8 protein-coding genes are annotated in these 12,255 nt (G+C 70.2%); 2 read left to right on the forward strand and 6 right to left on the reverse strand.

Annotated features, from left to right (window positions below; all coding sequences use genetic code 11):
• Window positions 1-283 precede the first annotated feature (283 nt).
• Entirely contained in the window at window positions 284-502 is a 219-nt protein-coding gene (locus ADL01_RS12010; RefSeq protein ID WP_053741939.1) for an antitoxin, read from the forward strand.
• A 143-nt stretch (window positions 503-645) separates the two neighbouring features.
• Here ADL01_RS12010 and mfd read toward each other — a convergent pair whose 3' ends face one another.
• From mfd to ADL01_RS12030, 4 genes are all read right to left on the reverse strand, one after another.
• Complete coding sequence (gene mfd / locus ADL01_RS12015; RefSeq protein ID WP_053741940.1) at window positions 646-4,176, reverse strand: transcription-repair coupling factor; 3,531 nt, start codon at window positions 4,174-4,176, stop codon at window positions 646-648.
• Window positions 4,177-4,444: 268 nt separating this feature from the next.
• Window positions 4,445-5,050, reverse strand: a complete 606-nt coding sequence (locus ADL01_RS12020; RefSeq protein ID WP_053741941.1) for a chloramphenicol phosphotransferase CPT family protein — start codon at window positions 5,048-5,050, stop codon at window positions 4,445-4,447.
• A 185-nt stretch (window positions 5,051-5,235) separates the two neighbouring features.
• Window positions 5,236-7,806 carry an ABC transporter permease gene (locus ADL01_RS12025; RefSeq protein ID WP_053741942.1) on the reverse strand — a complete coding sequence of 857 codons (2,571 nt, stop codon included), beginning with the start codon at window positions 7,804-7,806 and terminating at the stop codon, window positions 5,236-5,238.
• On the reverse strand, window positions 7,803-8,621 hold the full coding sequence (locus tag ADL01_RS12030; RefSeq protein ID WP_053741943.1) for an ABC transporter ATP-binding protein: 819 nt from the start codon (window positions 8,619-8,621) through the stop codon (window positions 7,803-7,805). The genes ADL01_RS12025 and ADL01_RS12030 overlap by 4 nt, the downstream gene beginning before the upstream one ends.
• Before the next feature lie 864 nt (window positions 8,622-9,485).
• Here ADL01_RS12030 and ADL01_RS12035 point away from each other — a divergent pair.
• Window positions 9,486-10,007 carry a hypothetical protein gene (locus tag ADL01_RS12035; protein WP_053741944.1) on the forward strand — a complete coding sequence of 174 codons (522 nt, stop codon included), beginning with the start codon at window positions 9,486-9,488 and terminating at the stop codon, window positions 10,005-10,007.
• An 18-nt stretch (window positions 10,008-10,025) separates the two neighbouring features.
• On the opposite strand, the gene ADL01_RS12040 is transcribed toward ADL01_RS12035, so the two are convergent.
• Window positions 10,026-10,922 (reverse strand): hypothetical protein, encoded by an 897-nt coding sequence (locus ADL01_RS12040; protein WP_063783507.1) that lies wholly within the window; start codon window positions 10,920-10,922, stop codon window positions 10,026-10,028.
• 208 nt (window positions 10,923-11,130) lie between these two features.
• Window positions 11,131-12,255, reverse strand: a 1,125-nt coding sequence (locus tag ADL01_RS12045) for an SUKH-4 family immunity protein (RefSeq protein ID WP_199834809.1), incomplete at its 5' end; no start/stop codon positions are given.

Below are 12,255 nucleotides of genomic sequence, written 5' to 3' on the forward strand. Positions count from 1 at the left end.
GCCGTTTCCTCCCCCGCCGGCCGCACCGCTCGCGCTCTCCTCGGGCCCGGCGGACCCCAGGGTCTCGCCGCTGCACCCGCCGCCACCGAGCACCACCACGAGTACGGCGGCGGCGACGCCCCCACCCCTCAGACTCCCCACGTCACGTCCCTCCCCTGCTGCCCCGCCGACGTCTGTGCCTGCGGATTTCCGCTGATCGACAGGCTAGCGGCCGGCCTCTTTCCCTCACAGGGGCGCCCACTGGCATACAAGGGGTGTATTTCGCATAGCGGGCGTATCGTCGATGCTGACTCACCTCCGGAAGGAGCTCTGGAGGGGCATCTTCGACAAGCTCAAGGACCAGATGCGCGGCAGGACGGGCCACAAGGCCTCCGACGCCGTGGAGACGATGGTCAACGAGAAGACAGGCGACAAGTACACGAGCCAGGTCGACGACGCGCAACGGAGAGCCGAGCGCGCGATGGACATGGACCGCGATCGCGACAGGCCCGAACAGCCGTAGCCCGGAGGTAACCGAACCTACGGATGCCATCACCAGATGCCATCAGTCGCAGGTCGCAACAGAACAGGAAGCCGCCCAAGGCCTACCTACCAACGGCCCCTGGGCGACTTCCTGTTGCCCCTAACGCACTTCTTCCCGCTCGCTCACGACCCCAGGATCGACGTCAGGAACTCCCCGGTCCAGCCGAGCAACTCCCTTCCGACCACCGGCTTTCCACCCACCTTCGCCGTCTTGGGACGCGGTACGAGGATCTGGTGCGCGGTCGGCTTGATGACGGTCCCCGGGTACAGGCGCTTGAGTCGCAGTTCCTGCGACTCCCTCAACTCCACCGGTGTGAAACGGATGTTGGTGCCCTGGAGCACGATGTCACCGACACCGCAGGCCCGCGCGAGCATCCGCAGCCCCGCCACGAGCAGCAGGTTCTCGACCGGCTCGGGCAACTTGCCGTAGCGGTCGACGAGTTCCTCCCGTACGGCCTTGATATCGGCCTCGGTGTTGGCGGAGGCGATGGCACGGTAGGCCGCGAGACGCAGGCGCTCGCCGGGGGCGTAGTCGTGGGGTACGTGGGCGTCGACGGGAAGCTCGATCTTGACCTCCAGCGGCGGCTCCTCCTCCACCCCGCCCTCCAGTGAGGCCCGGTAGTCCGCGACGGCCTCGCCGACCATCCGTACGTACAGGTCGAAGCCGACGCCCGCGATGTGGCCGGACTGTTCGCCGCCGAGGAGGTTTCCGGCGCCGCGGATCTCCAGGTCCTTCATGGCGACGTACATGCCCGCGCCCATCTCGGTGTGCTGGGCGATGGTCGCGAGCCGCTCGTGGGCGGTCTCGGTCAGGGGCTTCTCCGGGGGGTACAGGAAGTACGCGTACCCGCGTTCCCTCCCTCGCCCGACTCGCCCGCGCAGCTGGTGGAGTTGGGAGAGTCCGAAGTTGTCGCCGCGCTCCACGATGAGGGTGTTGGCGTTGGAGATGTCGATGCCGGACTCGACGATCGTCGTCGACACGAGGACGTCGTACCGCTTCTCCCAGAAGTCGACGACGACCTGCTCCAGCGCCTGCTCCGACATCTGGCCGTGGGCGGTGGCGATCCGCGCCTCGGGGACGATCTCCCGCAGCCGGGCCGCCGCCCGGTCGATGGACTCGACCCGGTTGTGGATGTAGAACACCTGGCCCTCGCGCAGGAGTTCACGGCGGATCGCGGCGCCGATCTGCTTCTCCTCGTACGGGCCGACGAAGGTCAGCACCGGGTGGCGTTCCTCCGGCGGGGTGGTGATCGTCGACATCTCGCGGATGCCGGTGACCGCCATTTCGAGCGTACGGGGGATGGGGGTCGCGGACATGGTGAGCACGTCGACGTTGGCGCGCAGCTTCTTCAGCTGTTCCTTGTGCTCGACGCCGAACCGCTGCTCCTCGTCGACGATGACGAGCCCGAGGTCCTTGAACCTGGTCTCGGAGGAGAAGAGGCGGTGGGTGCCGATGACGACGTCGACCGAGCCCTCGCGCAGGCCCTCCAGGGTGGCCTTCGACTCGGTGTCCGTCTGGAAGCGGCTCAACGCCCGTACGTTGACGGGGAATTGGGAGTAGCGCTCACCGAAGGTGCCGAAGTGCTGCTGCACAAGGAGAGTTGTGGGCACGAGCACGGCGACCTGCTTGCCGTCCTGGACGGCCTTGAAGGCGGCGCGGACGGCGATCTCCGTCTTGCCGTAGCCGACGTCGCCGCAGATCAGGCGGTCCATCGGGACCGTCTTCTCCATGTCGTCCTTGACCTCGGCGATCGTGGTCAGCTGGTCGGGCGTCTCCGCGTACGGGAAGGCGTCCTCCAGCTCGCGCTGCCACGGGGTGTCCGGGCCGAAGGCGTGGCCCGGCGCCGCCATGCGCGCGCTGTACAGCTTGATCAGGTCGGCGGCGATCTCCTTGACGGCCTTCTTGGCGCGCGCCTTGGTCTTCGTCCAGTCGGCGCCGCCGAGGCGGTGGAGGGTGGGTGCCTCACCGCCGACGTACTTGGTGATCTGTTCCAGCTGGTCGGTGGGGATGTAGAGGCGGTCGCCGGGCTGGCCGCGCTTGGCCGGGGCGTACTCGACGACGAGGTACTCGCGGGTCGCGCCCTGCACGGTCCGCTGGACCATCTCGATGTACCGGCCCACACCGTGCTGCTCGTGCACGATGTAGTCGCCGGTCTCGAGGGTCAGCGGGTCGATGGTCTTGCGGCGCCGGGCGGGCATGCGGGCGCCGTCCTTGCCGGCGGCCTTCTGCCCGGAGAGGTCGGTCTCGGTCAGCACGGCGAGCTTGAGCTGCGGGTCGACGAACCCGAAGTCGATCGAACCGCACGCCACCTGCACGACGGAGGGAGTCAGGGAGGTCAGGTCCGCCTCCAGGCGGGCCGCGATGCCCTCCCCGCCGAGCACCTCGACCGTACGGGCGGCCGGGCCGTGCGCCTCAGTCACGAACACCGTGCGCCAGCCGTCCGCGAGCCAGCCCTTGGTGTCGGCGAGCGCCTTCGCGGTGTCCCCGCGGTAGGTCTCGGGCGCGTGCATGCCCAGCTTGAGCGTGTCCGCGTCGAGCTCTTCGTCGGCGGCGAACGGTGACACCGACCACCACATCATGCCCAGCTCGCGCGCCCGGTCCCGTACGTCCGCGATGGACCACAGGGAGGCGGCGCCGACGTCGATGGGCGCCTCGCCGCCGCCGGCGGTGGCCGCCCAGGACGCCTGGAGGAACTCCTGGCTGGTCGCCACCAGGTCGGCGGCCCGCGTCCGCACCCGCTCCGGGTCGCACACGACGGCCATGGAGCCCTTGGGCAGTACGTCGAGCAGGAGTTCCATGTCGTCGACGAGTACGGGGGCGAGGGACTCCATGCCCTCGACCGCGATCCCCTCGGCGATCTTGCCGAGCAGTTCTCCCAGCTCAGGGTGCGCCTCAGCGAGGGCCGCGGCCCGCTCCCGCACCTCGTCGGTGAGCAGCAGCTCGCGGCAGGGCGGCGCCCACAGCCCGTGCTCGGCGACTTCGAGGGAGCGCTGGTCGGCGACCTTGAAGTAGCGGATCTCCTCGATGTCGTCGCCCCAGAACTCCACCCGGAGGGGGTGTTCCTCGGTGGGCGGGAACACGTCGAGCATGCCGCCGCGTACGGCGAACTCGCCGCGCTTCTCGATCAGCTCGACGCGGGAGTACGCGGCGTCGGCCAGCGCCTCGACGACGGCGCCCAGGTCGGCGGTCGAGCCGGTGCGCAGCGCGACCGGCTCCAGCTCACCGAGCCCCTTGACCTGCGGCTGCAGTACGGACCGCACGGGTGCGACGACGACCGACACCGGGCCGGTCTCCGGGTCGTCAGTGCTGGGGTGCGCGAGGCGGCGCAGTACGGCGAGGCGGCGGCCGACGGTGTCGCTGCGGGGCGAGAGGCGCTCGTGCGGGAGGGTTTCCCAGGCCGGGTACTCGGCGACCGTGTCCGGGGGCAGCAGCGTTCTGAGGGCGGCGGCGAGATCCTCGGCCTCACGTCCGGTCGCGGTCACCGCCAGCACCGGGCGCCCGGCCTCACGGGCCAGCGCGGCGACCGCGAAGGGGCGGGCGGCGGGTGGTCCGACCAGGTCGACGTGCATACGGTTGCCGTCACCGGCGGCCAGAATCGCTTCCGCGAGGGCGGCGTCCTTGACTACGACGTCGAGCAGACCGTGCAGACTCATGGGAGAGCTTTCGTGAGGGGTGGGCAACGCGAGCCGCCCGACACGTGTGACGGGCCGGGGGTGTCCAGCGTACGACGCCACGCCGCTGGCCGCGGCGCCTGTGGACAACGTCCGCCTCATCCGCACCCGGCGTCGGCGTGAGCCCCTGGGCGTCTTTCGCCCCCGTCGCCTCTCCCCGCCCGTCCCGTGTCCAGGGGTGGCACGCCCAGACTCCCCGACGGCGCTGAGAGCACCGAGAGACACTCGTCCCAGGCCGCGTGGGCGCGGCTCATGCCTGAGTTGTGGATCTGCCCGGATCGGGGATTCCTGGCTCGTCTCCACCCGACAAGTAACGATCGCGGAGGCGGGCGAAGGCGGTCGGGTCCGGTCGGTGCGGAAGGAAGTCCTTGATCTTTTCAGCGCATTCGCGCGGGCTCGCTGTGCTGCTGTCGACCTCCAGGTCGTAGTCGCCGTGGCCATGGACGAGGGAGTACTGGTGCGCGGCAAGGCCGGGCGGGCGATCTCCGCGCGCCCGCTCACGATGCGTGAGTTCCTCCAGCGGACAGTGGACACCCACGAACAGCACGTCCTCGGGTCGCAGGACCGTCAGGCAGTCGAGCAGCCGCCACGGCTCGCTGAGCACGTGGTCCACGATCACGTCGTTGCCTACCTCGGCCATGGCCGCGATCGAGCGGTGAAAGCCCATCCTGGTCCGCCGCAGCGCCGTGTCGAGTTCCGCCGGTCCGAGATCCCGCTTGGTGCGCATCGCGTTGAAGCTGTCCACCGCCAAGTGGAAGAAGACGCCGTCGTCGAGAACGTCGAGCAGCTCGCGGGCGATGCTCGACTTTCCCGAACTGGACGTTCCGTTGAGGAAGATGATCCGACCGGCTGTCATGCGGGCATGATCACACGACTGCCGCGCAGACCGTACGACCTGCGGTCCTCCCGCCTCAGGACAGGCCTGCTCCCTGTTGGTTCGACACGCCACAGAGCCCGGCGCCGAAGAGTCCCCCAAGACTCCTCGACGCCGGGCCCGCCCCGTACCCCCGTGCTCCCCCGTTCCCCCGTTCCCCCGGTTGGTCAGTCCGTAGCGATGGCGTTCAGCACATTCATCCGCCCCGCCCTGAACGCCGGTACCAGTGCCGCGAACAACCCCACGAAGGCCGAGCCGACGAAGACGCCGATGATCGTCGGCCAGGGGATCTCCAGGACGTTCAGGCCCTCCAGGGCCAGCAGTCGCTGGGCCGTCGCGCCCCAGCCCATTCCCAGGCCCAGGCCGAGCAGGGCGCCGAAGAGGGCGATCACCACCGACTCCAGGCGGATCATCCGGCGCAGTTGCAGCCGCGACAGGCCGATCGCCCGCATCAGGCCGATCTCCCGGGTCCGCTCCACCACCGACAGCGCCAGGGTGTTGACGACGCCCAGGACCGCGACCACGATCGCCAGGGCGAGCAGGCCGTAGACCATGTTCAGGAGCTGGCCGATCTGGTCCTTCAGTTCCTGCTTGTAGTCGGTCTGGTCGCGGACCTGGTACTGCGGGTAGGGGTCGAGGGCCTTCTTCAGCGCCGTGTACGCCGCCTCCTGCTCGCCCTCCTTCGCCGAGGCGAACATCAGGCTGCTCGGCGGGACCTTGCCGGCCGGCAGGTACTTCTCCATCGTCGCGATGGACAGGTACTGCGAACCCTTGTCGATCGCCACGTTGTCGTCCGTGATCGCGGCGACCCTGAGCTTCGCCGTCGAGCCGCCCTTGAAGGCGACGGTCATCGTGTCGCCGACCTTCACCTTGTGCTCGGTCGCGTAGCCGGAGCCCAGCGACATGGCGTCCGGCTCGTACGCGGCGCTCAGCGTGCCCGAGGTGGTGGCGCGGCGCAGGTCGGAGGCGTACGTCGGGTCGGCGGCCGTCAGTTCGGTCGTCTCGCCCTTGCCGGTGGGCGGGGTGAGGGTGACCTCGACCTCCTTGTAGCGGGTGACGTGGGTCAGGCCGGGCGAGCGCTTCATCGCCGCCTCCGCCTGGGGCACGATCCGCTGGTTGCCCTGGACGATGAAGTCCGCGCCGACCGACCTGTCCAGCTCGCTCGTCGCGGAGGCGACCATCGACGAGCCGACCACCGAAAGACAGGCGACCAGGGCGAGCCCGATCATCAGGGCCGCGCCGGTGGCACCCGTACGGCGCGGGTTGCGCAGCGCGTTGCGCTCGGCGAGCCGGCCGACGGGGCCGAACCCCCGCAGCAGCAGGGCGCTGAGCACCCGTACGACACCGCCCGCGAGCAGTGGGCCGATGATCACGAACCCGAGGAGGGAGAGCACGACGCCCGCGCCGAGGACCAGTGAGCCGTCGCTCGCCTTGTCGGCGGTGGCGGCCAGGTAGAGGGCGAAGGCGCCCGCTCCGGTCAGGGTGAGGCCGATGAGACCCCGTACGAGACCTGCCTTGCCGTCGGCCGGGGTGCCGGCGTCGCGCAGGGCGGCCATCGGGGAGACCTTGCCCGCGCGGCGGGCGGGGAGGTAGGCGGCGAGGACGGTGACGACGACGCCGAGGACCAGGCCGATCACCGGGGTGGTCGCCTTCACGGTGAGGTCGTCGGTGGAGAGGTTCATGCCGGCCGTCGCCATCAGCTTCATCAGGCCGATCGCGATACCGACCCCCGCCGCGACCCCGAGGACCGACCCGACGAAGCCGAGCAGCAGCGCCTCCACCAGCACGGACCTGTTGACCTGCTTGCGGGAGGAGCCGATCGCCCGCATCAGACCGATCTCGCGGGTCCGCTGGGCGACCAGCATCGAGAAGGTGTTGATGATCAGGAAGATGCCGACCAGGAACGCGATCCCGGCGAAGCCGAGCATGGCGTACTTGATGACGTTCATGAACTGGCCGACGCCCGCACGGTTCTCGTCGGAGAACTCCTTCTGCGTCTGCACCTTGAACACGCCGGTGGCCGCGAGGGCCTGGGTGACGTTCTGCTTGAGCCGGGTGTCGCTGACCCCGCTCGCCGCCGTGATGTTGAACTGGGTGAACCGGCCGGTGGCACCCAGGAGTTCACGCTGCGCGGTGGCCGTGTCGAAGTAGACGACGGCCGCACCGGGGTTGGTCACCTTGAACGTCGCGATACCGACGATCCGCGCCCGGATGTCACCGGTCTGCGCGATGGTACGCAGCTCGTCGCCCATCTTCAGGTGGTGCTTGTCGGCGGTGTCGGCGTCGACCATCACCTCGGTGGGCCCGCGCGGTGCGTGACCGCTGGTGATCTCCATCGAACGCAGGTCGTTGCGCGTCCAGTTGCCCGCGATGGTCGGAGCCCCGGAGCTCGACCCCATGTTCTTGTTCTCTGCGTCGACGACGGTCACGTTCATCGAACTGACCGCGCCCTCCGCCGACTTGACGCCCTGGGCCTGCTGCGCCTTCGCCAGCGCGGAGGCCGGCAGCGACTCGGGCACCCCGCTCTGCGGGGCGTCGTCGCTCTTGGCGGCCTTCGGCGACACCGTCACGTCGGAGGAGGTGGCCGAGAAGAGCTTGTCGAACGTCGAATTCATGGTGTCGGTGAAGACGAGAGTCCCACAGACAAACGCCACCGACAGCAGCACGGCCACCGCCGACAGGGCCATCCGGCCCTTGTGCGCGAAGAAGTTGCGCATCGAGGTCTTCAGCACAGTCATGACGTACGCCCCCGCGCGTCGAAGTTGGGGGTCTGGGGGTGTCCCCCAGAAAAGCGCCGCATGCGGTCGAGGACGCTGTCGGCGGTCGGACGGAACATCTCGTCGACGATCCGTCCGTCGGCCAGGTACAGCACCCGGTCCGCGTACGACGCGGCCACCGGGTCGTGCGTGACCATCACGATGGTCTGGCCGAGCTCGTCCACCGACCGCCGCAGGAAGCCCAACACCTCAGCTCCCGCACGGGAGTCGAGGTTTCCGGTCGGCTCGTCACCGAAGATGATCTCGGGCCGCGCGGCCAACGCCCTTGCCACGGCGACGCGTTGCTGCTGACCGCCGGAGAGCTGGTTGGGCCGGTGCTTGAGCCGGTCCTTCAGCCCCACGGTCTCGACGACCTGCGCCAGCCAGCCCTTGTCCGGCTTGCGGCCGGCGATGTCCATGGGCAGCGTGATGTTCTCCAGCGCGCTGAGCGTCGGCAGCAGGTTGAACGCCTGGAAGATGAACCCGATCCGGTCCCGGCGCAGTTGCGTCAGCTTCTTGTCCTTGAGCCCGGTGATCTCGGTGTCGTCGAGGTAGATCTGCCCGGACGTCACGGTGTCGAGACCGGCGAGGCAGTGCATGAGGGTGGACTTGCCGGACCCCGAAGGGCCCATGATCGCGGTGAACTGTCCCCGCGCGATGTCCACGTCGACCTGGTCCAGGGCGACGACGCGGGTCTCACCGGACCCGTACGCCTTCACGACCTGCCGCGCCCGTGCGGCAACGGCCGTACGCCCTCCAGTGCCCCCGTGCCTGGTGATGGTCACAGCCGATGTCACGGTATGTCTCCTAAGTCGGTCAGTGCGTGTGCGCACGGATCCCCCGTACCACTGCGCCGCTGTACGGACCGGTCCGCCGTACGGACCGCCCTGCGCTTCGTGGATGAGTCTGCTGGTGGGAGAGGGTCCGGGTCTCTGGTGCCCGGCCCAGTCTTCTGCGGGGGTAAACCCCACCCCCGAAGGTCGGGAACGCCGTCCCCAGCGGCGTAAAGCCAGGTTAAGGAGCGTCGGCGCCCCGTCTCGTCCTCCGTCGGTACGAACCCTCCCCGAGACTTGCTGAGGAGGTACCCCTAGGGGCTGTCCACCCCTCGGTGGAGCGAGTCTCGGGGTTCTTCTCCACCCCCGCTCCAGCAACCCTCCACCCTCCCGCCGCGTGAGGGGCAAGCGGCAGAGTGGCAGGACGACCCGGTCATCCCCGAGAGCGAGGCACCGGACAACACCACCGCTCCGGAGGGTGAGGTCACGGACGAGGCGGACCTCGCCGACGAGAACACCCCCACCGGGTCGCAGTCCCCGGCGGAGGGCGACGAGACGGACGGGACCGAGACGTACTCGAGCTCGTACGAACCGCTCAGGAGATCGGGTGTCCGCAGCGACGCTGAGCGCCGCGACGGCGAGCGCCTCCGGCACGGCGTTCAAGGCAGGACACGGCACGTCAAAGTGGACGATGCCGTCCGCGACCGCCGAGGATCGGTACCGCTAGGTCGTACACCCCGCTGCGCCAGCTGTTCCGTCCACCCGCTCCACCGGGCCGCCCTCGCCGCTCCACGGCCGAGGGCGGCCCACCCACGCGGGCGAGCACACCGGGCAGACACATCGGGCAAGCGCACCCGGCAACGGAAGTCCAGGCAAGCAAGGGGAACCATGGCCGCCCTCGACAGCGAATTCCTCACGCACGCCGCAGAGGCGGCCTTCGACCTCGGCCGGAGCCGCTTCCGCGTCAGCGCACTCACCATCGCCACCCGGCGCCTCGAGTTCACCGAGACCGACGGCCCGTCCGCCCCGCCCGTGTACGAGGAGGGCGAACCACCGGACAGCGGACCCGAGGGACGCCGGACCTACGACTGGCAGCCGGCCGCCGACGCGCCCGCCTGGATGAACATGGCCTGGCTGCTGGACGATCTGGCCGCGTGGGTCGACGCGATGGCCGAGGACCACATCACGGTGACGGGCATCGACGCGCCCGAGCCGGACCACTGCGACGTACTCGTCCTCGACGGGGACAGCCGCTACCGGGTCCGTATCGCGCTGGCCGGCCGCAAGAGCGTGCTGGACTTTCCCGGCATGTACCTGCGCGAACTGTTCGCCGAGGGCCGCTACCGGCCGTACCTCACCACGCACCCCACCTGGGACCGGCCGGTGGTGGATCTGCGCGCCGTGCTGTGAGCCGAGGAACGGGCGTCCCTACTCCGCCGCCGCCCGCCCCGTGAGCGTCGTCAGGCTGCTGCGCACATGGTCCATGTGGGCCTGCACCTCGTCCCACTCCTCCCCGTGCTCCCGCAGCATCCGCTCGGTGTCGCGGGCGATGCGGTCCTCCTGGGCGCGGGCCTCGGCGAGGATCTCGGCGGCGCGCACCCGCGCGTCCTCGTCGGTTCGCCGGACCGACTCCTCCGCCTCCGCGAAGGCCCGCTTCGCCTCGGACAGCGCGGCCTCGGCAGCCGCCACCCGCTCCATGTTCCGTACGTCCAGGGCGGCTTCACGCTCGGCGACAAACCGTTCCCGCTCCGCCCACCGTTCGGCGTACTCCTTCTCCTGCTCGGCGAGCAGCCCCGAGGTACGCAGCCGCATCTCCCGCAGCGCGGCCAGCGCCTCCCCCCGCCCCTCCTTGACCTCCCGCCGGGCACCGATCCGGATCTCGTCGGCCTCGGCACGGGCGGCGAGCAGCCGCTGCCGGGCACGTTCCTCGGCCTCGCCGCGTACGGTCTCGGCGGCGGCCTGCGCGGCCTCCCGCAGGGCGCCCGCGTGGGCCTCGGCGTCCGCGACCAGTTGCCGCGCCTCGTTCCGCCCCCGCTCCCGCACGGCATGGGCCTCCTCGGCGCCCAACTCGAAGAGCTGCCGGGCACGTTCACCAAGACTCTCGTACGTCTGCGGGGCGAGCCGCGCGACTGCCTCCCGCAGCCGCTCCGACTCCGCCTCCATGTCCCGGGCGAGCACGGTCAGCCGCGCGGCCCGCTCCCAGGCCGTGTCCCGCTCGGCGGAGAGCGCGACGGCATACGCGTCGACCTGATCGGGCCGGTAACCGCGCCCCCGTCCGGCCCCGAAACCGGCCACGAAACCGTGCGCCATCGCTGCGCTGCTCATCCTGCAACCCCTCTCCGCGTACGAAGTAATGATTTCGCGCACATCTTGGTGGATTGGGGTGAAATGTGCCTAACACGACACTCCGGGCCGAGTCACGGCGGGTACGAGCGGAGGCGGTACGAGGAGTCAGTGCGCGGAGGCGGTACGGGAAAGGGGGTGGGCGGCCGTATGGCCCGCCACCCCCTTCCGTTGCGCTCCGCTCAGCGGGTCACAGCAACCCGTCCCACATCTGCTCCAGCAGCACCGACCACCAGCTCTCCGGGGAGCCGAGCGCCACCGGGTCGAGTGAGGCCAACTGGGCCTGGAAGTCAACGGTCCAGCGGCCCGCCTGCTCCTGGTTCAGGCCGTACCGCAGCCGCCACATCCGGCCGAGCAGCGCGAGACAGCGCGCGAACTCGGGCAGCCCCGTGTTCACGAACTGCGGCGCCACGGGCGCCCCGCCCGGCCCCGCCTCCACAGGCACCGCGACGATGTTCGCCGTCCCGTACTGCACGCAGATCGCCCTGCCGAAGTCGCTGCCCATCACGAGGTACGACCCCGCGTCCGACGCCGGCCGGACCCCGCGTTCCTGCGCCAGCTCGGCAAGCGTCGGCACCGGCCGCCCCGGCTGGGCCTGCGCCCAGAAGAACGGCCCCATGTCGGTGGGCAGCCCGGCGACGACCAGCGTGTGCGCCACGATCGGCGGCACCCCCTGCCGCGACACCGCCGCCTGGTCGAACCGGAACACCCCGGGCCCGAACGCGGCGGCCATCTCCTGCGCGATCCCCTCCGGGGGCACCGGCGGCGTGGGCTGCACGGGCGGCAACGGCGTACGCACCGGCGCCGGACGCGCCGGACCATCCGCCACCTGGTGCAACTCACCCTGATGCGCGAGGAGTTGAGCCATGCCCTGCTGGCGGCTCGCGTGATCGGTGCCGTACGGGGCGATGCTCGTGATCCGGGCGTTCGGCCACTGTTCGCGGATCATGCGGGCGCAGTAGGCACCCGGCAACTCACAGCTCTCCAACTCCGTGTGTAGTTCGAGGACCTGATCCGGGGGAATGTTCATCGCCCGCAGCTCATGGAAGATCTGCCACTCCGGATGCGGCGTCCCCGGCGCGGACCGCCGGATCACCTGCTGCTCGGACCCGTCGGGCGCCCGATAGCGAAGAACGGCCTGATAACCGGGGCCGACCGTGGGCTGACCGGGCGGCGGGTAACCGTAGGCGGGGGGCTGAGGGGCGAGGCCGGGGGCGACAGGAGGCGGCGGCACGGAAAGGCCGGGCGCCGGCGGCGGAAAGCCGGGGGGTGCCATACCAGCGGGCGCCATACCGGGGGGCGCCATACCTGGTGC

This window comes from Streptomyces sp. NRRL WC-3618 (genome assembly GCF_001280005.1).
Taxonomy (GTDB): Bacteria; Actinomycetota; Actinomycetes; order Streptomycetales; family Streptomycetaceae; genus Streptomyces.